This is a genomic window from Rivibacter subsaxonicus, from assembly GCF_004217215.1.
Classification (GTDB): domain Bacteria; phylum Pseudomonadota; class Gammaproteobacteria; order Burkholderiales; family Burkholderiaceae_C; genus Rivibacter; species Rivibacter subsaxonicus.
Genome location: NZ_SHKP01000005.1, coordinates 600,333 through 620,849 on the forward strand (window position 1 = coordinate 600,333; position 20,517 = coordinate 620,849).

The window sequence follows — 20,517 nt, forward strand, 5'->3', positions numbered from 1 at the left end:
TGATTCAGGTACGCAGCGCCGCCGCGATCGCGGCAAAGGCGGCGCGATCGGCGTGCTGCGTGAACAGGGTGGTCGAGACCGGGTGCGAGGAGAACTTGGCGACCACCAGTTCGGCAGCCGGATTCACGTGCAGGTGCTGGCCGTGGATGCCCTTGGCCTCGAAGCTGCCGTCGGCGTCGTGCGGCACCCACCACTGGTTGCGGTAGGAGTAGCCGAAGCGCTCGATGTAGCCGCTGGCCTTGAACTTCTCGCGGTCGCCGCCGCGGCGGATGTCCTCGATCAGTGCGGTGGGCACGATCTGTCGCCCGTTCCAGCGGCCTCCGGCAGCGAGCATCGCGCCGGTGCGGCCCAGGTCGCGCAGGGCGAGGTTGAGGCCGCCACCGCCGACCGCGGTGCCGGCCGGATCGACGCCGAAGGCGCCGTCCTCTTCCATGCCCAGCGGTTGCCAGAGCTGGCGCGAGAGCAACTCGGCCAGCGGCGTGCCGGTGGCGCGCGCGACCAGCCAGGCCAGCACCTCGGTGTGCGCGGTCTTGTAGTGGAAGCCGGCGCCATGCTCGCCCTCGGGCGCGAGCATCGGCAGGAAGGCGTCGAGGCTGCGCGGCCCGGCGTAGCCCGCCGGCGGCGCGAACAGGCCACCGGCAAAGGCGTAGCCGAAGACCTCGCTGCTCGGGTCGGTATAGATCTCGCGATAGCGGATGCCGGCGGTCATGTCGAGCACCTGGCGCACCGTGGCTGCGGTCCAGGCGCCGGCGCTGGAGGTGGCGTTCAGCTCCGGGATCAGCGCGCCGATCGGCGCCTCGGGATCAAGCTGGCCGGCCTCGATCGCGAGCTGCGCGAGAAGGCCGACGAATGACTTGCTGACCGACCAGGCCAGGTGCAGATCCTGCGGCTGCATGCCGCCGGCGTAATGCTCGAGCACGACGCGGCCGCGATGCAGCACGAGCAGCCCGTCGCCGTAGGTCTGCGTGAACCAGTCGCCGATGCTCTGGCGTGCGCCGCCCGGCGCCTCGTAGCGATGCGCCAGCAGATCCCGCGGTGCCGGCTCCAGCGCGCTCGGTGTGCCGCGGCCGCGCCAGACGCGCAGCGTCGGCGCGAGTTCGCGCATGTGGCGGTAGGCCCAGCGCGCGTTCGGGTAGTCGCGGTAGTTGGCGAGCGTGATGCGCTTGTCGGGTGGCGGCGGCAGGCCCTGCATCAGGCCGAGCGCGAGCGGCTCGACGCTGGCCGGGTCGGGCAATTCCGGGATCGCCATGCCGCCGAAGGGCGGCAGGTCCTGATCGTCAGTCATCATCGGCTTCAGAGCGACAGCTCGTAGTCGATCACCAGCGGCGCGTGGTCGGAGAAGCGCTGGGTCTTGTAGACCGACACCGTGCGTGCGGTCGCCGCCAGTGCCGGCGTCGCGATCTGGTAGTCGAGCCGCCACCCGACGTTGTTGGCGTAGGCATTGCCGCGGTTGCTCCACCAAGTGTAGGCCTCGCCACCGTCGTCGGGGCGCAGCGTGCGGTGCACGTCGATCAGGCCGAGCTCGCCGCGGCCGGCGCCGATCACGCCGCTCAACCAAGCTCGCTCCTCGGGCAGGAAGCCCGAGTTCTTCTGGTTGCCCTTCCAGTTCTTGAGGTCGATCTCGCGGTGCGCGATGTTGATGTCGCCCATCAGGATGAACTCGCGCTTGGCTCTGATCAGCTTCTGCAGGTGCGGCCGGAGCAGGTCGAGGAAGCGGTACTTCGCGGCCTGGCGCTCCTCGCCCGAGGAGCCGCTCGGGAAGTAGGCGCTGATGATCGAGAGCTTGCGCGCCGGCGTGTCGAAGCGCATCTCGACGTAGCGGCCCTCGTCGTCGAACTCGCCGCCATCGAAGCCGTGCACCACCTTGCTCGGTTCGTGCCGCGTGTAGAGGCCGACGCCGGCGTAGCCCTTCTTCTGCGCGTGATGGAAATGTCCCTTCAGTTCGCCGATGGCATCGAAGCGGCCGGCCACGTCCTCGGCCCCGGCGCGCACTTCCTGCACCCCCATACAATCGATTTCAGCGCCGGCCGCCCAGTCGAGCCAGCCCTTGGTGGCCGCCGAGCGAACACCGTTCAGATTGAGCGAGACGACCCGAAACACATGATTCCCTTCGTTGCCGCCCCGAGGGCGACCGGTCTGCAATGAGTGCCGCCGCTGCCCCCACCGACCCGCTCGCACTCGACTTCGTCGCCTTCGCGGTCGAGGCCGGCGTGTTGCGATTCGGGGAGTTCAAGACCAAGGCCGGACGCCTGAGTCCGTACTTCTTCAATGCCGGCCTGTTCGACGACGGTGCCAAGCTCGGCCGCCTCGCCGAATTCTATGCACGCCGACTGCTCGCCTCGGGGCTCGAGTTCGACCTGTTGTTTGGTCCGGCCTACAAGGGAATTACCCTCGCCGCGGCCGTGTCGATCGAACTGGCGCGGCTCGGCCGCAATCTGCCCTATGCGTACAACCGCAAGGAAGCCAAGGATCATGGCGAGGGCGGCACCCTGGTCGGCGCGCCGCTGGCCGGCAAGCGGGTGCTGATCATCGACGACGTGATCTCGGCCGGGACCTCGGTTCGTGAATCCATCACGATGATCAGGGCGGCCGGTGCCACGCCGGTTGGCGTGACGATCGCGCTCGACCGCCAGGAGCGCGCAACCGAGCGTGCCGCCAACGGCGAGATGGCAGACGCGGAGCACTCGGCCGTGCAACAGGTGCAACGCGAGCTCGGCCTGCAGGTGGTTTCGATTGCCACCTTGCGGGACCTGTTGCACTATCTGTCGGCGCAGCCCGACACCGGCCCGTTGAAGGAAGGGTTGGCGGCGCACCTGCCGCGCGTGCAGGCCTATCGAGAACGCTACGGCGTCTGAGTGGCCGCCGCCGCCGTCCAGAGGAAGACTTGGGAGAGCTTGTGGGGATCATTCGCAGCCCGCTGCAGCGCGGGGTGTTCGCGGCGCGCGAGATCGCGTCGAGCCGCGCGCTGGTGGCCACCATCTGCGCGCTGGCTGGCCAGGGTCTGGCGATGGCCCAGCTGCAGGAGCCGGCCGCGCCGATCTTCAGTTGCGTCAATGCCCAGGGCAAGCGGCTCACTTCCGACCGCCCGATTCCGGAATGCCTCGACCGCGAACAACGCGTGCTCAACCGCGACGGCTCGCTGCGCCAGGTGATGCCGGCCAGTCCGACCGCCGACGAGCGTGCGGCGCTCGAAGAGGCCGAGCGCCGCAAGCTGGCCGCGGCCGCGGCCAAGCGCGACGCGATCCGGCGCGATCGCAACCTTCTCGGCCGCTATCCGAACGAGGCGGCGCACCAGAAGGCGCGGTCGGCGGCGCTCGACGACGTGCGCCAGGCCGCCAAGTCTTCCGAAAGCCGACTCGCCGAACTGCGGGCCGAACGCAAGCCGCTGATGGACGAGGCCGAGTTCTACACGGGTCGCTCGCTGCCGCTCAAGCTCAAGCGCCAGATCGACGCGGTCGATGCGGCACTGGCGGCGCAGGAGGAAACGGTCGCCAACCAGCAGGTCGAGGTCAGCCGCATCAACGCGCTCTACGACGCCGAGCTGGCGCATCTGCGCAAGCTCTGGGCCGGCGCCCAGCCCGGCTCGCTGGCCTACAGCCCGGCGGCGCAGACAGCGGCCGCGACCGCGGCGGCGGCTGCGGCGGCCGCAGCCGCCGCGTCGACGCCTCCAAGGCGCTGACGAGCCCGTGGCCGCGCCGCGGCCCGCTCAGATCTCGTAGTCCTCGCCCGGCGCCGACTCCAGCGCCTGCTGGACCACTTCAGGTGTCAGTGGCGAGGCGAAGGTGCCGATGAAGTCGAAGGCATAGCCGCGCAGGTAGGCCCCGCGCCGGATCGCCAGTCGCGTGAGGTTGACCGCGAACAGATGCCGCGCGTCGAGCGCGACCAAGCCGCGGTCGCGCTCGGCGTCGAAGGCGATCGAGGCCACGATGCCCACGCCGAGGCCGAGCTCGACGTAGGTCTTGATGACGTCGGCGTCCATTGCGCTCAGCACCACGTCCGGCACCAGGCCGGCCTTGGCGAAGCCTTCGTCGATGTGGCTGCGCCCGGTGTAGCCGCCGTCGTAGGTGATCAGCGGGAACTGCGCCAGGCGTTGCAGCGTCAGCGCGCTGCCGCGCTCGGCGTCGACCGCCAGCGCATGGTCGCGCGGCACCACCACCGCGTGTGTCCACGCGTAGCAGGGCAGCGCCACCAGCTGCGGGTAATGGGCCAGCGCCTCGGTCGCGATGCCAATGTCGGCGCTGCCCTCCAGCAGCATCTGCGCCACCTGCTGCGGCGAGCCCTGATGCAGTTGCAGCCGCACCTCGGGGTGGCTGAGGCGGAAGTCGCGCACCGCCTGCGGCAGTGCATAGCGCGCCTGCGAGTGTGTGGCGGCGATCGAGAGCGGCCCGGCCGCGCGGTGGGCGTGGTCAGCGCTGGCACGCCGCAGGTTCTCGGACTCGAGCATCAGGCGCTCGATGATCGGCAGCAGCGCGCGCCCGGGCTCGGTCAGGCCGGTCAGGCGCTTGCCGGCGCGCACGAACAGCGGCACGCCGAGCTCGTCCTCGAGTTCGCGGATCTGGCGGCTGACGCCGGGCTGCGAGGTGTGCAGCGCGTTGGCGACCTCGGTCAGGTTGCAGCCGCGCCGCACCGCTTCGCGCACCGAGCGCAGCTGTTGAAAGTTCATTGCCTGACGCGAAACATCGTGTGCTTATCCGAATTCCGCATGATCCCCAGGTCAAGGCCGCGATGGAACGACGCGATCGTTCCATGCATAGACGCTCCCGGCATATCGCCACCGTCCGACGCCGCTCGCGCTACGCTTGGCCCATGACTTCGACCGCCGAGAACCCGCCGCTGCCGCGCCCCTGGGCTCGGCGGCTGCGCAGCGTCTACCGCTCGGCCGGCTGGCCGCTGCGCGACGGGCTCGAGGTCGAACTGCTCGCCGCCGGCCTGATCGAGGCGCGCGTCGACGCCGCCCAGCGCGAGACGCTGCACCTGACCACGGCCGGCTTGCAACTGCTGGCGGCCTCGCTGCGCCGCAACCGGGCGGTCTACGACGCCCATGAACAGCTGGCGCAGCAGGTCGCGCGGACCATGCAGCGCGACGGCCGGGTGGTCTGGCGCGAACTCTCGCTGCGCGCCCCGCTGCCGGCCGAACTCGGCGGCGGCTGGGCGATGGTGCGGCCCGACGTGTTCTCGGTGCGCCACACCACCGTCGAGACCTACCTGGTGCCGATCGCGCACGAGGTCAAGGTCCGGCGCGCCGATCTGCTGGCCGATCTCAAGCGGCCGGCCAAGCGCAGCGCCTACCTCGCGCTGGCGGCCGAATGCAGCTACGTCATCAAGGCCGGCATCGCCGAGCCCGACGAGCTGCCGGCCGAATGCGGCGTGATCCTGGCGCATCCAGACGCCGACGGCAGTGGCTGGGCCCGGCTGGAGGGCGTGCGCGCCGCGCCGCGCCGCGCGATGCAGTTGCCGTTCCCGGTCTGGATGGCGCTGGCTCGGGCCGTGCCGCTCGAGGCCGAAGAAGGGCCGCAGTCCGATCTTGGCAACCCCGTCGCCGATCCTCTGGTCGACCCGCTGCAGGGGCAAGGCCCAACCTGAGAAACTGCGGGTCTGGCACACCACCCGCTGCATCCTCGATGATCTTCAGTCGCTCCTCCGCTGCCGGCCTCGCGCTGCTCGGCCTGCTCGCCGGCTGCTCCAGGCCCTCTGATCCGCCCGCGGCGCCCGTCACCGCCGCCGCTCCAGTTGCGAGCAGCGTGGCCTGGCTCAAGGCCGGCACCGATGCCGAGGTCGACGCCGCCTTTGCCCGCGCCGCGGCCGAGGGCAAGCCGGTCTTCCTGTACTGGGGCGCCACCTGGTGCCCGCCGTGCAACCAAGTCAAGGCGACGATCTTTCCGCGCGCCGACTTCATCGAACGCAGCCAGGGCTTCGTGCCGGTCTACGTCGACGGTGACCTGCCCGGCGCACAGAAGCTCGGCGAGCGCTTCAAGGTGCGCGGCTACCCGACGATGGTCCTGTTCCGCCCCGACGGCAGCGAGCTGACGCGGCTGCCGGGCGAGGTCGACGCCGGCAAGTACCTGCAGGTGCTGGCGCTGGGCCTGTCGGAGGCGCAGCCGGTCAAGGCGGCATTGGCGCGCGCGCTGAGCCAGCCGGCCTCGCTCAAGGCCGAGGATTGGCGCCAGCTCGCCTTCTACAGCTGGGACACCGACGAGCAGCAGTTATTGAGCCCGGGCCGCAAGGCTGCGACGCTGCAGCAACTTGCCGCGGCGTCGGCGGCGGCGCCGCCCGAGGTCGCGACGCGGCTGCGGCTGCAGGCGCTGGTCGCGGCGGCCGAGCCGGGTGCCGCCAAGCTTGAGGACCCGGCGGCGGCGCGTGCGCAGCTCGTGGCACTGCTCGGCGATGCGGCCGCGAGCCGCGAGCAGCAGGACATCCTCGCCAACAGCCCCGACGAACTGGTGGCGGTACTCGGCCCGGCTGGCAGTACGGAGCGCACCGAGTTGCAGGCCGCCCTCGACGCGGCGCTGGTGCGCCTCAACGCGGACACCGGGCTGTCGCAGGGCGACCGCATGAACGCGCTGGTCGGCCGCGTCGAGCTGGCACGCCTGGCCGGCGCCAAGGCCGCACTGCCGGTGCCGCTGATCGAGCAGCTTCGCGCCGACGTGGCGCGTGCCGATCGCGAGGTCACGAGCGAGGACGAGCGCCAGTCGGTGATCCCCTCGGCCGCCCATGCACTGGCCCAGGCCGGGCTGTTCGACGAGTCCGACAAGCTGCTCGAGGCCGAGCTGAAGCGTTCGCACAGCCCCTACTACGCGATGCTGCAACTGGCCTCCAACGCCAGGAAACGCGGCGACGCGCAGGCCGCGCTCGGCTGGTACGAGCGTGCCTTCAACGAGTCCAGGGGTCCGGCCACGCGCGTGCAATGGGGCGCCGGCTACGTCAATGCGCTGCTCGAGTTGGCGCCGCAGGACAGCGCCCGCATCGAGCGGGCCGCCGCCGGCGTCTACGGCGAACTGCGCGGCCAGCCCGACGCCTTCTATGCCCGTACCGCGCGCTCCGTCGAGCGCATGAACGGCAAGCTGGCCGGCTGGGCGCAGGCCTCGAAGCCTGCGCGCGCCGAGCGCGCAGGCGTCATCAAGCGTCTGCATGGCAGCCTCGACGAGCTGTGCCACGGGCTGCCGGAGGCCGATGTCCAGCGCACGACCTGCGGCGAACTCGGCCGCACGCTGCTGGCGGCACCCAAGCCGGCCAAGAGCACCGCGACCTGAGCGCAGCCGGATGAGCCATTCCGCCAAACGATTCGCCTGGGAAGATTTCGCGCCCGGCAGCGTGCGCGAGTTCGGTGGCCACACGCTGACGCGCGAAGAGATCACGCGCTTCGCTGCCGAGTTCGATCCCCAGCCCTTTCACCTCGACGAGGAGGCCGCGAAGGCCTCGCTGTTCGGCGGCCTTGCCGCGAGCGGCTGGCACACCTGCGCGCTGGTGATGCGCATGATGTGCGACAACTACCTGCTCGACTCGACCAGCCTCGGCTCGCCCGGCATCGACAAGCTGCGCTGGCTTCGGCCGGTCAAGGTCGGCGACACGCTGCACGTGCGCATGCACGTGCTCGAGGCGCGGCCGATGGCCAGCAAGCCGCACGTTGGGCTGGTGCTCAGCCAGTGGGAGGTGCTGAACCAGCGCGACGAGCCGGTGCTGACGATGGAGGGCTGGGGCATGTTCGGGCGCCGCGACGTGGCGCCGCCGGCAACGCCATGAACCCGCCCCGGCGCGCGGTCGCGCCGAGCTTCACGCCGCAGGAGTTCCGCGCCGCGCTCGGCATGTTCGCCACCGGCGTGACGATCGTCACCGCGCGCACCGACGACGGCCGTCGGGTCGGCCTGACCGCCAACTCCTTCAACTCCGTCTCGCTGGCGCCGCCGCTGGTGCTCTGGAGCCTGGCCAGCGCGGCCGGCTCGATGCCGGCGTTTGCGCGCGGCTCCCACTACGCGATCCACATCCTGGCCTCCGACCAGCGCACGCTGGCCGAGCGCTTTGCCAGCAAGGCGGTGGTCGACCGCTTCGGCGGCGTGGCCTGGCGCGAGGGCGAGCATGGCGTGCCGTTGCTCGACGGCGTGGCAGCGGTCTTCGAGTGCTTCAACCGCAGCCAGTACGAGGAAGGCGACCACGTGATCTTCGTCGGCGAGGTCGAGCGTTGCCGCATCGACGCGGCTGCCACGCCGCTGATCTTTCACGGCGGACGCTACTTCAGCGAGATGCCGCTGGCATGAATGAAAAAGGCCCGCCGAAGCGGGCCTTGAATGCTGCCCCGAAGGGCGCCGCTCAGGCGCGATCCTTGCGGCGCCTGGCCACGAAACCCACCGCGCCAAGGCCGGCCAGCATCAGCACGACGCTGCCAGGCTCCGGTACCGCCGTGACGCTGCTGACGATGTAGTCGGAGTTGTTGCCGTAGCGGCTCTGGCTGAGCGCGGTGAACTGGATCTTGTCCACCCAAAGCTTGCCGAAGGGGTCGGCGATCTGCCACAGGCCGGCGCCGGGCTGCGCGGCCGGCGACAGGTTCAGGTACGAACCCGGCCCGGACAGCACGCCGGTCGTGGTGCCGGTCGCGGTGAAGGTCCACTGCCCGACCTGCTGGCCACCGAGGAAGGCCGTGAACTGCGCCTTCTCGTGCGGGTCGCCGAACTCGGGGCCGTCATAGAGCACCCCCAGCGAGAAAGCGCTGATGAGCACCGGCCCGGCGAAGGATGCGGTCAGCGTCTCGCCGACATCGATCTCGTCGCCGGTCGCGCCGCCCTGGACGGCCCAGCCGCTGATGCCCTGCTTGCTGACCCAGGTCGCGGCCCCGGGTGCGCCGGTGTAGGTTTGGGCCGCGGCCAGTCCGCAACCCATGACCAGGGATGCGGCGGCCACGATGCGAAGAAGTTGTTGTCGAGCCATGGCTCCTCCTGTGAATCCAAGCCCCTGTCGAGGCAATGGATCACAGGCTAGGGATCAGCGATCGGCCGGGCCATCCCCGGACTGGACGCTTCCCCGCGGTCGGGGACGACTTGAATGAGGGGTCAGTGCGTGACCGGGCGCTGGCTCTCGTCGATGTCGACGTACTGCCACCAGTCCAGCCAGAACGGCGGTCGGCGGTAGCCGGTGACCCAGGGGTAGCTCAGGTCGGTCAGGATGCGGTGCACATGCACGCGGTACGGCGCGTAGGCGACGAAGAGCTTGGTGGCCTCGTCGAAGAGGGCCTGGCGCTGCGGGCCGTCGGGCAGCTGCTTGAGCTCCTCGTAGACCTTGTCGAGCGCCGCCAGCCGGAAGCGGGCCAGGTTGCCCTTGCCGCTCGCCGGGCCGTAGATCCGCTCGAGGGTGCTCTGGCCATCCGGCGTGTCGCTCGACGACGCGACGCGCCAGATCATGAACTTGCCGTTGCGCACGGCCTTGAGGTTCTCCGGCCATTGCGCGGTCTTGAGCACCGAGCGCAGGCCGAGCGCGTCCATGTTCTTCTTCCACAGTTCGTCGAGCTGGCGAGTCTGCTGGTCGGACTGGCTCGCCAGTTCGAGCAGCAAAGGCGCGCCGTCGGGCTGCTCGCGCCAGCCGTCGCCGTCGCGATCGACATAGCCGTAGACGTCGAGCAGGGCCTTGGCGCGAGCCAGATCGAACTCGCCCATCTCGGTGCGCAGGTCGGCGCGGTAGCCGGTGGTGCCCGGCGGCACGATCGACTGCGCAGCGATCGCCTGGTCACGCCGGGCGAGCCGGATCTCGCGCGCGATGTCGGTGCCGAGCACCATTGCCCGGCGCAGCGCCACCTTCTCGGGTGCGTAGCCGCCGACCAGCGGGTTCTCCATGTTGAAGACCGTCAGCGTCACGTCGGCCGCCGGCACGCGGTACTTCTGGATGCCGCGCTTCTTCAGGTTGGGCGCCAGCTGCCCGCCGGGCACGGCGAGGTTGGCGAACTCATTGGGCAGGCGCTCCAGGAGGTCGTGCTCGCCGTTCTGGAACGACAGCCAGCGCGGCTGCGACTCCTCGATCACCGCGATCTCGACCCGGTCGATCATCGGCAACCGACGGCCCCTGAGCCGTGCCAGCAGCGCCTGGCCCTCGGCGTCCTCGGCACCGGGCTCGGCGTCGTAGAACTCCTCCCTGTAGCCGGGATTGCGCTCGAGCACCATGCGCGAACTGCGCCGCCATTCCTTGAGCACGAAAGGCCCGGTACCGACCGGGTGTTCCATGATCTTGTCGCCATAGGCCTCGACGACCTCGCGCGCGAGCGCACCGAAGCGGTCGCGGCTGGCCCAGATGGCGAGGTGGCGCGGGCGCGACTCATGCAGCTTCACGCGCAGCGTGTAGCGGTCGATGGCCTTGAGGCCTTCGACCTCGCGGTCATAGTCGAAGCGCCCTGTCTTCAGCGCCTCCTCGCGCAGTTCGCGCAGGCCGATGAAGCCCTCGTCGTCGAGCAACTGCTGGTGCGGGCTCTTGAGCTTGGGGTCGAAGATGCGCTTGATCGAGTAGACGTAGTCCTGCGCCGTCAGCTCGCGCCGCTGGCCCTTGAACGCCGGGTCGTCGGCGAAGTAGATGCCCGGCTTGAGGTGGAAGGTGAAGCTGCGGAAGTCGTCCGCGATCTCAGGCATCTCGCGTACCGTCAGCGGTCGCAGCTTGTAGGGCCGCGCCAGGTGGTCGTAGGTCAGCAGGGTCTCGAACACATGCGCGGTCACGATGCGCGAATAGACGTCGCTGATCTGGGCCGGGTCGAAGCCGGTCTCGGCCACCAGAAAGGCGTAGCGCAGCGTCTTCGACGCGCCCGGCGCCGGCGGCGCGTCGGCCGCCGACACGGCGAGGCTGGTGGCGAGCAGCGCGCCGCCGAGCCATGCGCGCAGACGGCCGGTCTTCATTGCGCGGACTTCGCCTGCAGCGCCGGGTCGATGTCGACGTACTGCCACCAGTCCAGCCACACCGGCGGGCGCCGGTAGCCGACCAGCCAGGGGAAGGCCAGGTCGGTGTAGATGCGGTGCACGCCGAAGCGGTAGGGCGCGTAGGCCACCAGCAGCTTGTTGGCCTCGTCGAAGCCGGCCTGGCGCTCGGGGCCGTCGGGCATCAGCTTGAGCCGTTCGTAGATCGCGTCGAAGGCCGGCAGCCTGATCCGCGCGAGGTTGCCCTTGCCGACCGAAGGCCCGTAGGCGCGCTCGAGCGCGCTCTGGCCGTCGGGTCCGGCGGCGCTCGAGCCGACGCGCCAGATCATGAAGTTGCCGGCGCGCGCCGCCTTCAGGTTCTCGGGCCACTGCGCGGTCTTGAGCGTGGCGCGCAGGCCGAGCGCGTCCATGTTCTTCTTCCACAGCTCGTCGAGCTGGCGGCTCTGCTGGTCGGACTGGGTGTTGAGCATCAGCAGCAGCGGCTTGCCATCCGGCAGCTCGCGCCAGCCGTCGCCGTCACGATCGACATAGCCGTAGAGGTCGAGCAGGGCCTTGGCGCGGGCCGGGCTGTACTCGCTGGACTCGGTCCTGAGCTCGGCCCTGAATCCGCTGGTGCCCGGCGTGTTGATGGCCTGCGCCGGAATGGCCTGGTCGCGCCGGGCCAACCGGATCTCGCGCTGCTGGTCGTTGCCGAGCACCATCGCGCGGCGCAGCGCGACGCGCTCCGGCGTGTAGCCGCCGACCAGCGGATCGTCCATGTTGAACACGGTCAGCGTGATGTCGGAGCCGAGCACGCTGAGTTGCTGCACTCCGCGCTTGCGCAGGTTGGGCGCCAGCTTGCCGCCGGGGATCGCCTGGCCGGCGAACTCCTCGGGCAGGCGTTCGAGCAGGTCCTGTTCCTCGTTGAGAAAGGCGAGCCAGCGCGGCTGGGCCTCTTCGATCACCGAGACCTCGACCCGATCGACCATCGGCAGCCGCCGGCCGCGCAGGCGCGCCAGCAGCGCCTGGCCTTCGGCATCGTCGGCATTCGGTTCGGCGTCGTAGACCTCGTCGCGGAAGCCGGGATTGCGCTCGAGCACCATGCGCGAGCTGCGCCGCCACTCCTTGAGCATGAAGGGTCCGGTGCCGACCGGGTGCTCCATGATCTGCTCGCCGTAGGCCTCGACCACTTCGCGCGCTACCGCGCCGTAGAGGTCGCGCCCGGCCCAGGTGATCAGGTGGCGCGGGCGCGACTCGCGCAGCCGTACCTGCAGCGTGTAGCGGTCGAGCGCCCTGATGCCCTCGACCTCGCGGTCGTAGTCGAAGGGCTTGCCGCCCTTCAGCGCGGCCTCGCGCAGTTCGCGCAGGCCGATGATGCCCTCGTCCTCGAGGCTGGACTGGGCCGGCGACTTGAGCTTGGGGTCGTAGATGCGCTTGATCGAATAGACGTAGTCCTGCGCCACCAGCTCGCGGCGCTGGCCCTTGAAGGCCGGGTCGTCGGCGAAGTAGATGCCGGGCCGCAGGCGGAAGGTGAAGCTGCGGAAATCCTCCGAGATCTCCGGCATCTCGCGCGCTGTCGACGGCCGCAGCTTGTAGGGCCGGGCCAGGTGATCGTAGGCCAGCGGCGTCTCGAAGATGTGGGCGGTGACGATGCGCGAATAGATGTCGCTGATCTGGGCCGGGTCGAAGCCGGTCTCGGCCTTCGGGAAGGCGTAGCGCAGGGTCCTGGGCGGCTCGGTGCCGGCGACCGGCTGGGCTGCCGACGCGACAAGACTTGCGCTCAGCAGCGCGCCGCCGAGCAGCGCACGCAGCAGGGCGCCGGTCATTGCACTGCCTTCGACTGCAGCGCCGGATCGACGTCGACGTACTTCCAGAACTCGCGCACGAAGATGTTGCGGTGGTAGCCGAGCACCCACGGGTGGGCGAGGTCGGTCCAGACCTGATGCACATGGGCCTTGATCGGCATGTAGGCGATCAGCAGCTTGCTTGCCTCGTCCATCGCGGCCTGGCGCTCGGGGCTGTTGGGCAGCGCCTTCTGGCGGCGATAGGCGGCGTTGAAGGCGTCAAGGTTGAAGCGCGACTTGTTGGCCTGACCCTTGGCGCCGCCGTCGCCGAGCGCGAGGAAGGTGTCGCCGTCAGGGTCGTTGGCACTCCAGCCCACGCCCCACATCATCAGCTTGCCGGCGGTCGAGGCCTTGAGGTTCTCCGGCCACTTGGCGATCTTGAACTCCATGCGGATGCCGATCGCATCCATGTTCTTCTTCCACAGCTCGACCAACTGGCGCGACTGGTTGTCGGGCTGCGAGGCGTACTCGATCAGCAGCGGCTTGCCGTCGGGCTGCTCGCGCCAGCCATCGCCGTCGCGGTCGACGTAGCCGTAGAGGTCGAGCAGTGCCTTGGCGCGGGCCGGGTCGTACTCGCTCATCTCGCTGCGAAACGCCGGATCGAAGCCCCATGTGCCGGGGGCAATCACGCCCTGCGACTGCGTCGCCTGGCCGCGGCGTGCCAGGCGGATCTCCTTGTCGACATCGACCGCGAGCGAAATCGCGCGCCGCAGCGCCACCTTGTCGGCGCTATAGCCGCCGACCAGCGGATCCTCCATGTTGAAGTAGCTGATCGACACGTCGGCACGCGCGTAGCGCACCATCGTGATCGATTGCTTCTTCAGGTTGGGTGCGAGCTGGTTGTTCGGCATCGCGATCGTCGCGAAGTCGGCTGGCACCTGCTCGATGATGTCGTGCTCGGCATTCAGAAAGGCCAGCCAGCGCGGCTGGTTCTCTTCGATGATGCTGATCTCGACCCGGTCGATCATCGGCAGCTTGCGACCCTTGAACCTTGCCTGCGCGGCCTGCGCCAGCGGGTCGCCGGGCGGCGGATCCTCGTCGTAGAACTCGTCGCGGAAGCCCGAGTTCTTCTCGAGCACGATGCGCGAGGCACGCCGCCACTCGGCCAGACGGAACGGACCGGTGCCGACCGGATGCTCGGTGATCTTGTCGCCGTAGGCCTCGACCACCTCGCGCGCCACCGCGCCGGTGAACGAGCCGTCGGACAGCAGCATCGCAAAGCGCGGCCGCGGCTCGGCCAGCTTGAACTGCAGCGTGTAGCGGTCGAGCGCGCGTACGCCCTCGACCTCGCGGTCGTAGGGGAACGGCTCCTTGCTCTTGAGCACCTCGCGCCGCACTTCCGACAGGCCGAGCAGCTTGGCGTTCTCGAGCAGGTAGAGGTTGGGGCTCTTCCAGCGCGGGTCGTAGAAGCGCTTGATCGAGTAGACGTAGTCCTGTGCGGTCAGCTCGCGTCGCTGGCCCTTGAAGGCCGGGTCGTCGGCGAAGTAGGTGCCGGGCTTCAGGCGCACGGTCCAGGTCTTGTAGTCGTCGGCATGCTCGGGCATCGAGGCCGCGGTGTTGGGCCGCATGCGCGCCGGGCGCGCCAGAAACTCGTACTGGTAGGGCGCCTCGAAGACGTTGACGGCGACGGTGCGCGAGTACAGGTCGCTGATCTGCGCAGGGTCGAAGCCGGTCTCGGCGACGCGGAACGCGTAGCGCAGCACCTTCTGGGCCGGTGGCGCCGGCGTGGTCTGGGCCGCGGCGCTGCCGATGGCGAGCACAGCTGCAAGTGGCAGCAGGAAACGGAGTCGCATGATCGTGTCGGGGGGACGGCGCGCGCTTGTGACGCGCGCCGCCACGCAAGCCTGGGAGGCGGGCAGGGATGCCGCGGGCGCCAGTCTAGCGGCGCCGGCCGGCAGGCGGCACAGGGTTTGCTGTAGAGCAGCGACCCTAGCGCAAACCTCGCTCAGGTCGGGCAAATGCCCAGCGGCGCGACGCCGGACGGCCCCTACACTCGCGCATCCCAAAAGGAGGGGCCGGCAGCGCACGGACCCCGAAAGCCACAGCCCATGACCGCGTATCTCATCAGGCGGCTCTGGCAGATGATCCCGACGTTGATCGGCGTGATCCTGCTGGTGTTCCTGCTCTTCAAGTTCTTCGGCGGCGACCCGGCCGAAATCCTCGGCGGTCTCAATTCGAGCCCCGAACAGATCGAGGCAATCCGCGACCAGCTCGGCCTGAACCAGCCCTGGTGGATTCAGCTCTGGATCTTCGTCAAGCAGATCGTGACCTTCGACTGGGGTCGCAGCTGGGCCACCAACGAGTCGGTCGCCAACCTGTTCGCGACCCGCCTGCCGGCGACGCTGACGGTGATGACGCCGATCCTGCTGCTCGAGGTGCTGCTGGCGATCCCCTTCGCGCTGGCCGTCGCCTACGTGCGCGGCTCGCTGACCGATCGCACGATCATGGTGCTGACGACGGTGGCGCTGTCGATCAGCTTCCTGGTCTACGTGATCGTCGGCCAGTACGTCTTTGCCTTCCGCCTCGGCTGGTTCCCGGTGCAGGGCTGGAGCGACAGCCTCTGGACCAACCTCACGCGCTACGCGCCGCTGCCGGTGCTGCTGGCGGTGGCGGTCAGCCTGGCGCCACAGACCCGGCTCTACCGCACCTTCTTCCTCGACGAGATCGGCCATGACTACGTGCGCACCGCACGCGCCAAGGGCCTGGGCGAGCGCACCATCATGCTCAAGCATGTGCTGCGCAACGCGCTGATCCCGATCCTCACCAACGTCGCGGTGCTGCTGCCGGGCATCTTCGTCGGCAGCTTCCTGATCGAGACTTTCTTCTCGATTCCGGGCCTCGGCCGCGAGGTGCTGCTTGCGGTCAACCGCAGCGACTATCCGGTGATCCAGGCCGTGACCATCTACCTGGCGGTGATCACGATGCTGATCAACCTGCTGACCGACCTGCTCTACAAGGTCGTCGATCCGCGAGTGGTTCTGAAATGAGCGCCGTGCTGTCTCCCCTGCCCGCCACGGCGGCCGTCAAGCCGGTGCAGCGCTCCGAGGGCGTCTGGCACGCCGCCTGGCGCCGCTTCAAGGGTGACCGTGTCGGCATGGCGTCGATGGTCATCGTGTCCGCCTTCCTGCTGCTGATCCTGCTGGCCGCGCTCGGCATCGTCGCCGGCAACTGGCAGGCCGAGATCGGCGTGCCGAACGCGCCGCCCACCTTCCTCGGGCCGCGCGCGGCCGAGGCGATCGGCGCGATCGAGGCGCCCAAGGGCCCGTCGGTCGACCTGTCGTCGGTCGACCCGCTGGCGCCCAAGTACGCCGAATGGGCCGAGCGTGCCAAGCAGTACAAGACCAGCGAGGCGCCGCGCGCCGAGACCCTGCCCTTCGGTGCCGACCGACTCGGGCGCGACGTGCTGGCCAAGGCGGTCAAGGGCACCGAGATCTCGGTCTTCGTCGGCCTGCTCGCCGCATTGGTGGCGACCGCGATCGGCACGCTGCTCGGTGCCAACGCCGGCTTCTTCGGCGGCCGCGTCGGCGACCTGCTCGAGTGGGTCTACAACGTCTTCACCTCGGTGCCGAGCATCCTGCTGATCTTTGCCTTCGCCGCGGTGTTCGGGCGCGGCATCGGCACGGTGGTGATCATCCTCGGCCTGACCGGCTGGACCGGCGTCTACCGCCTGGTGCGCGCCGAGTTCATGAAGCACACCTCGCGCGAGTACGTGCGCGCCGCCGAGGCGATCGGCGCCGGCAATGCCTCGCGCATGTTCCGCCACATCCTGCCGAACGTGAGCCACGTGATCCTGGTCCAGTTGTCGATCCTCACGGTCGCCTTCATCAAGGCCGAGGTGATCCTGTCCTTCCTCGGTCTCGGCGTGCCGGTCGACCAGGTCAGCTGGGGAACCATGCTGGCCGAGGCCCAGAGCGAGCTGATCCTCGGCCACTGGTGGCAGCTGGTGGCGGCGACCGCCTTCATGGCGCTGTTCGTCACCGCCTTCTCGCTGATGACCGATGCCTGGCGCGACGCGCTGGATCCCAAGCTGCGCGGCGCGGAGTAATCACGATGTTGTTGAACGTAGAGAACCTGCGCGTCCGCTTCCGCCTCGGCCGCGGCAACGAGATCAGCTGGTCCGAGGCCGTCGGCCGCGGCGAGACCGGCGTCAGCTTTGCGATCGAGGAAAACCAGACCATGGCGCTGGTCGGCGAGTCGGGCTCGGGCAAGAGCGTGACCGCCATGTCGATCCTCAACCTGCTGCCCGACAACGCCGAGCGCACCGGCGCGATCAGCTTCCTCGGCCGCAACCTGCTGACGGCGAGCGCCGACGAGCTGCGCGCGCTGCGCGGCAAGGACATCGCCTGCGTGTTTCAGGACCCGATGAGCTCGCTCAACCCGGTGTTCACGATCGGCGACCAGCTCGCCGAGCCGCTGATGCTGCACCTGGGCCTGAGCCGTCGCCAGGCGCGCGAGCGCTCGCTGGCGTTGCTCAACGAGGTCGGCCTGCCCGATCCGAGCCGCCGGCTCGACGCCTACCCGCATGAGCTCTCCGGTGGCCAGCAACAGCGCGTGATGATCGCGATGGCGATCGCCTGCGAACCCAAGCTGCTGATCGCCGACGAGCCGACCACCGCGCTCGACGTCACGATCCAGCGCCAGATCCTCGAGCTGCTGGCCGGCCTCAAGCAGCGCCACCGGATGAGCATGCTGTTCATCAGCCACGACCTCGGCGTGGTCGGCGAGATTGCCGACCGCGTGGTCGTGATGCGCCAGGGCACCGTGCGCGAACAGGCCGACGTGGCGCGCATCTTCAGCGCGCCGCAGGACGCCTACACCCGCGCCCTGCTGGCCTGCCGCCCGAGCATCGAGCACAACCCGACGCGGTTGATGGTGATCGACGAACACATCAAGGGCGCGGCGGCGGCAGCCGCGCCGCCGCCGCGGGTCAAGGATGCGAACGCGCCGGTGGTGCTCGAGGTCAAGGGCCTGAAGAAGCATTTCTGGATGCGCTCCAGGGTCTTCGGCCGCAAGCCCTTCCACGCGGTCAAGGGCGTGGATTTCAAGCTGCGGCGCGGCCACACGCTGGGCATCGTCGGCGAGTCGGGTTCCGGCAAGACCACCACCGGCCTGGCGCTGCTGCGCTTGCACGAACCGGCCGGCGGCGGCACCGAGGGCGACGTGCAGTTCGACGGCCAGAACCTGCTGGCGCTGCCACGCAGCGCGCTGCTGCCCTATCGCAAGCGGCTGCAGGTGGTGTTCCAGAACCCCTACGCTTCGCTCAACCCGCGCTTCACGATCGGCCAGACGCTCCTCGAGCCGATGAACATCCACGCCATCGGAGCCGGCGCGCAACAGCGCGAGGCCAAGGCGCGTGGTCTGCTCACTAAGGTCGGCCTCGACGCCAGCGCCTGGGGCAAGTACCCGCATGAGTTCTCCGGCGGCCAGCGCCAGCGCATCGCGATCGCGCGCTGCCTGACGCTCGACCCCGAGGTGCTGGTGCTCGACGAGGCGGTCAGCGCGCTCGACGTCTCGGTCCAGGCCCAGGTGCTCAACCTGCTCAAGGACCTTCAGGACGAACTCGGCCTGGCCTATGTCTTCATCAGCCACGACCTCGCGGTGGTCCGCTTCATCAGCGACGAGGTGCTGGTGATGAAGGACGGCGAGGTGGTCGAGCATGCCGCCACCGAGGCGCTGATGGCCGCCCCGCGCGAGCCCTACACGCAGCGGCTGATGGGGGCCATCCCGCGCGGCTACCGCGCGGCCGCCTGATCCGGCGCGCGGCCACCGCGCGGTCGCGGTGGCCTGGAGCGGTCACCGGCTGAAACAGCGTTTGGCAAGAAGCGACCGCTTACGCCGTCGGGACTGACAAAGCCTGTCAGTGCTGTAACCGGTGCCGGTCCGCGATGCGGCCGCGGGCGCGACAGGTCGTGAACAAGTTCATGAACTGCCGCGCCCGGTCGCCGGCCGTGCCGGTGGCACGCTCGATGCACATGCATTGCCCATGAGCCGCGTCCAGCCTCCCGTCCGTTGCAGCCGCTTGGCCTGCCAGCCCCAGTTGGGCGGGCTGTCCTCGATGCTGCGGCCGGCGGCGCGCTGGCGCCAGCGGTTGGCCGCGCGCAGCGAAGCTCAGGGCGCTGCGAAATGAGCCCGACCCTGCCACGCATCGCGGCCGCTCGGCCGGCACCGTCGGTGCTGCAGCCCACGCTGCGGCGCCCGGTGCTGGTTTCGGCCGCGCCGGCGCGCGGCCAGCTTTGCCTGCCCTTCGGCCCGCTGCCGACGGGGCCCCACAAGTTGCGGACTGGTTGACGTCCAAGGGGGAGCGGGCGGGTCGGGGCGGTTGAGAGCGAGACCCCGGCCACCTCCGTCCCGCTCCCCTGTCTTTTTTTGGCGTCTCTCCCCAGCGTCCGAAGCGCTTGCGTGAGTTCCTGCGCGTGACACCGCAGGCCCCGGCTTTCTACACTCGTTGCGGCCGTCAGTGCTGCGCAGCAGCACGGTGCTGCCGTGCCCCTGCAACAACCAGCCGAGGCCCCTCCATGAGTGTTCTTCCGCAATGGCGACTGGCTGATCCGGCCCGCGGCAACGCGGTGGTCGCGCCGGACGAGCGCCTGCCGTGGCCGCAGACCACGGCGATGGGCCTGCAGCACGTGATCGCGATGTTCGGCGCTACCGTGCTGGCGCCGATCCTGATGGGCTTCGACCCCAACGTGGCGATCCTGATGTCGGGCATCGGCACGCTGATCTTCTTCTTCATCGTCGGTGGCCAAGTGCCGAGCTACCTCGGCTCGAGCTTCGCCTTCATCGGCGTCGTGCTCGCCGCCACCGGCTACGCTGGCTCCGGGCCCAACGCCAATCTGCCGGTCGCGCTCGGCGGCATCGTCGTCTGCGGCCTGGTGGTCGCGGCGATCGGCCTGCTGGTCAATGCGGTGGGCACGCGCTGGATCGAGTCGCTGATGCCGCCGGTCGTCACCGGCGCGGTGGTGGCGGTGATCGGCCTCAACCTGGCCCAGGTGCCGATCAAGAACATGGCGCCGACGCCCTTCGACGCCTGGATGCAGGCGGTCACCTTCGTCTGCGTCGGCCTGGTCGCGGTCGCCACGCGCGGCATGCTGCAGCGGCTGTTGATTCTGGTCGGCCTGGTGCTGGCGGCCCTGGTCTACGCGCTGCTCACCAACGGCCTCGGCCTGGGCAAGCCGATCGACCTGGCGCCGCTGGCCGCCGCGGCGTGGTTCGGCCTGCCGAGCTTCGCGACGCCGGTGTTCAAGCTCGACGCGATCCTGCTGATCGCGCCGGTGGCGGTGATCCTGGTGGCCGAGAACCTGGGCCACATCAAGGCGGTCAGCGCCATGACCGGGCGCGACCTCGACCGCTTCATGGGTCGCGCCTTCCTCGGCGACGGCGTGGCGACCATCGTCAGCGGCTCGGTCGGCGGCACCGGCGTGACCACCTATGCCGAGAACATCGGCGTGATGGCCGCGACCAGGATCTACTCGACCGCGGCCTTCGTGGTCGCGGCGCTGTTTGCAATCGTGCTCGGCTTCAGCCCCAAGTTCGGCGTGCTGATCCAGACCATCCCGCTGGCGGTGATGGGCGGCGTCAGCATCGTGGTCTTCGGCCTGATCGCGGTGGCCGGCGCCCGCATCTGGGTCGAGAACAAGGTCGACTTCTCCGACAACCTCAACCTCATCGTCGCCGGCGTCACGCTGATCCTCGGCACCGGCGACTACACGCTGCGGCTCGGCGGCTTCACGCTCGGCGGCATCGGCACCGCGACCTTCGGCGCGATCGGGCTGCATGCGCTGCTGCGCGCGGCGCGGCGTCGCTGAGGCGGACGG

At 69.6% G+C, this 20,517-nt stretch carries 18 protein-coding genes; 11 read left to right on the forward strand and 7 right to left on the reverse strand.

Annotated features, from left to right (window positions below; all coding sequences use genetic code 11):
* Positions 1-4: 4 nt before the first annotated feature.
* Both EV670_RS08735 and EV670_RS08740 read right to left on the reverse strand, forming a co-directional pair.
* On the reverse strand, positions 5-1,285 hold the full coding sequence (locus EV670_RS08735; protein ID WP_165393274.1) for a serine hydrolase domain-containing protein: 1,281 nt from the start codon (positions 1,283-1,285) through the stop codon (positions 5-7).
* An 8-nt stretch (positions 1,286-1,293) separates the two neighbouring features.
* On the reverse strand, positions 1,294-2,100 hold the full coding sequence (locus EV670_RS08740) for an exodeoxyribonuclease III (protein ID WP_130431452.1): 807 nt from the start codon (positions 2,098-2,100) through the stop codon (positions 1,294-1,296).
* Between the two features lie 41 nt (positions 2,101-2,141).
* Here EV670_RS08740 and pyrE point away from each other — a divergent pair, with 41 nt between their 5' ends.
* Entirely contained in the window at positions 2,142-2,855 is a 714-nt protein-coding gene (gene pyrE, locus EV670_RS08745) for an orotate phosphoribosyltransferase (protein ID WP_130431453.1), read from the forward strand.
* A gap of 41 nt (positions 2,856-2,896) precedes the next feature.
* Entirely contained in the window at positions 2,897-3,679 is a 783-nt protein-coding gene (locus EV670_RS08750; RefSeq protein ID WP_207225033.1) for a hypothetical protein, read from the forward strand.
* 27 nt (positions 3,680-3,706) lie between these two features.
* Here the strand turns inward: EV670_RS08750 and EV670_RS08755 are convergent, their stop codons facing one another.
* Positions 3,707-4,663 (reverse strand): CysB family HTH-type transcriptional regulator, encoded by a 957-nt coding sequence (locus EV670_RS08755; protein ID WP_130431454.1) that lies wholly within the window; start codon positions 4,661-4,663, stop codon positions 3,707-3,709.
* Positions 4,664-4,806: 143 nt separating this feature from the next.
* Here EV670_RS08755 and EV670_RS08760 point away from each other — a divergent pair, with 143 nt between their 5' ends.
* Genes EV670_RS08760 through EV670_RS08775 form a run of 4 tightly spaced genes read left to right on the forward strand, consistent with a single transcriptional unit; the run spans position 4,807 to position 8,252 of the window.
* Positions 4,807-5,583: a hypothetical protein gene (locus tag EV670_RS08760; protein WP_130431455.1), complete on the forward strand. Its 777-nt coding sequence runs from the start codon at positions 4,807-4,809 to the stop codon at positions 5,581-5,583.
* Positions 5,584-5,621: 38 nt separating this feature from the next.
* On the forward strand, positions 5,622-7,250 hold the full coding sequence (locus EV670_RS08765; protein WP_130431456.1) for a thioredoxin fold domain-containing protein: 1,629 nt from the start codon (positions 5,622-5,624) through the stop codon (positions 7,248-7,250).
* A gap of 10 nt (positions 7,251-7,260) precedes the next feature.
* Complete coding sequence (locus tag EV670_RS08770; protein WP_130431457.1) at positions 7,261-7,740, forward strand: MaoC family dehydratase; 480 nt, start codon at positions 7,261-7,263, stop codon at positions 7,738-7,740.
* Positions 7,737-8,252, forward strand: a complete 516-nt coding sequence (locus EV670_RS08775) for a flavin reductase family protein (RefSeq protein ID WP_130431458.1) — start codon at positions 7,737-7,739, stop codon at positions 8,250-8,252. The genes EV670_RS08770 and EV670_RS08775 overlap by 4 nt, the downstream gene beginning before the upstream one ends.
* Positions 8,253-8,304: 52 nt before the next feature.
* On the opposite strand, the gene EV670_RS08780 is transcribed toward EV670_RS08775, so the two are convergent.
* The 4 genes from EV670_RS08780 to EV670_RS08795 form a co-directional block, all read right to left on the reverse strand.
* Positions 8,305-8,892, reverse strand: a complete 588-nt coding sequence (locus EV670_RS08780; RefSeq protein ID WP_165393275.1) for a PEP-CTERM sorting domain-containing protein — start codon at positions 8,890-8,892, stop codon at positions 8,305-8,307.
* A gap of 149 nt (positions 8,893-9,041) precedes the next feature.
* Positions 9,042-10,862 carry an ABC transporter substrate-binding protein gene (locus EV670_RS08785; RefSeq protein WP_130431460.1) on the reverse strand — a complete coding sequence of 607 codons (1,821 nt, stop codon included), beginning with the start codon at positions 10,860-10,862 and terminating at the stop codon, positions 9,042-9,044.
* Positions 10,859-12,685 (reverse strand): ABC transporter substrate-binding protein, encoded by a 1,827-nt coding sequence (locus EV670_RS08790; RefSeq protein WP_242616885.1) that lies wholly within the window; start codon positions 12,683-12,685, stop codon positions 10,859-10,861. Before EV670_RS08790 ends, EV670_RS08785 begins: the two co-directional genes overlap by 4 nt.
* On the reverse strand, positions 12,682-14,496 hold the full coding sequence (locus tag EV670_RS08795; RefSeq protein WP_130431461.1) for an ABC transporter substrate-binding protein: 1,815 nt from the start codon (positions 14,494-14,496) through the stop codon (positions 12,682-12,684). Before EV670_RS08795 ends, EV670_RS08790 begins: the two co-directional genes overlap by 4 nt.
* 255 nt (positions 14,497-14,751) lie before the next feature.
* On the opposite strand from EV670_RS08795, the gene EV670_RS08800 reads away from it, so the two are divergent.
* The 5 genes from EV670_RS08800 (at position 14,752) to EV670_RS08815 (ending at position 20,508) form a co-directional block, all read left to right on the forward strand.
* A complete protein-coding gene (locus tag EV670_RS08800; RefSeq protein ID WP_130431462.1) occupies positions 14,752-15,690 on the forward strand; it encodes an ABC transporter permease in 939 nt (312 codons plus the stop codon).
* Complete coding sequence (locus EV670_RS08805) at positions 15,687-16,748, forward strand: ABC transporter permease (RefSeq protein WP_130431463.1); 1,062 nt, start codon at positions 15,687-15,689, stop codon at positions 16,746-16,748. Before EV670_RS08800 ends, EV670_RS08805 begins: the two co-directional genes overlap by 4 nt.
* Before the next feature lie 5 nt (positions 16,749-16,753).
* On the forward strand, positions 16,754-18,454 hold the full coding sequence (locus EV670_RS08810) for an ABC transporter ATP-binding protein (RefSeq protein WP_130431464.1): 1,701 nt from the start codon (positions 16,754-16,756) through the stop codon (positions 18,452-18,454).
* 372 nt (positions 18,455-18,826) lie between these two features.
* A complete protein-coding gene (locus tag EV670_RS18670) occupies positions 18,827-18,991 on the forward strand; it encodes a hypothetical protein (protein ID WP_165393276.1) in 165 nt (54 codons plus the stop codon).
* A 227-nt stretch (positions 18,992-19,218) separates the two neighbouring features.
* A complete protein-coding gene (locus EV670_RS08815) occupies positions 19,219-20,508 on the forward strand; it encodes a solute carrier family 23 protein (protein ID WP_130431465.1) in 1,290 nt (429 codons plus the stop codon).
* Positions 20,509-20,517 lie beyond the last annotated feature (9 nt).

Coding starts and splice junctions, on each gene's coding strand:
- EV670_RS08735 (WP_165393274.1), bottom strand. CDS start 1,285: ATGACTGACGATCAGGACCTGCCGCCCTTCGGCGGCATGGCGATCCCG.
- pyrE (WP_130431453.1), top strand. CDS start 2,142: ATGAGTGCCGCCGCTGCCCCCACCGACCCGCTCGCACTCGACTTCGTC.
- EV670_RS08755 (WP_130431454.1), bottom strand. CDS start 4,663: ATGAACTTTCAACAGCTGCGCTCGGTGCGCGAAGCGGTGCGGCGCGGC.
- EV670_RS08760 (WP_130431455.1), top strand. CDS start 4,807: ATGACTTCGACCGCCGAGAACCCGCCGCTGCCGCGCCCCTGGGCTCGG.
- EV670_RS08765 (WP_130431456.1), top strand. CDS start 5,622: ATGATCTTCAGTCGCTCCTCCGCTGCCGGCCTCGCGCTGCTCGGCCTG.
- EV670_RS08770 (WP_130431457.1), top strand. CDS start 7,261: ATGAGCCATTCCGCCAAACGATTCGCCTGGGAAGATTTCGCGCCCGGC.
- EV670_RS08775 (WP_130431458.1), top strand. CDS start 7,737: ATGAACCCGCCCCGGCGCGCGGTCGCGCCGAGCTTCACGCCGCAGGAG.
- EV670_RS08785 (WP_130431460.1), bottom strand. CDS start 10,862: ATGAAGACCGGCCGTCTGCGCGCATGGCTCGGCGGCGCGCTGCTCGCC.
- EV670_RS08790 (WP_242616885.1), bottom strand. CDS start 12,685: ATGACCGGCGCCCTGCTGCGTGCGCTGCTCGGCGGCGCGCTGCTGAGC.
- EV670_RS08795 (WP_130431461.1), bottom strand. CDS start 14,496: ATGCGACTCCGTTTCCTGCTGCCACTTGCAGCTGTGCTCGCCATCGGC.
- EV670_RS08800 (WP_130431462.1), top strand. CDS start 14,752: ATGACCGCGTATCTCATCAGGCGGCTCTGGCAGATGATCCCGACGTTG.
- EV670_RS08805 (WP_130431463.1), top strand. CDS start 15,687: ATGAGCGCCGTGCTGTCTCCCCTGCCCGCCACGGCGGCCGTCAAGCCG.
- EV670_RS08810 (WP_130431464.1), top strand. CDS start 16,754: ATGTTGTTGAACGTAGAGAACCTGCGCGTCCGCTTCCGCCTCGGCCGC.
- EV670_RS18670 (WP_165393276.1), top strand. CDS start 18,827: ATGAGCCCGACCCTGCCACGCATCGCGGCCGCTCGGCCGGCACCGTCG.
- EV670_RS08815 (WP_130431465.1), top strand. CDS start 19,219: ATGAGTGTTCTTCCGCAATGGCGACTGGCTGATCCGGCCCGCGGCAAC.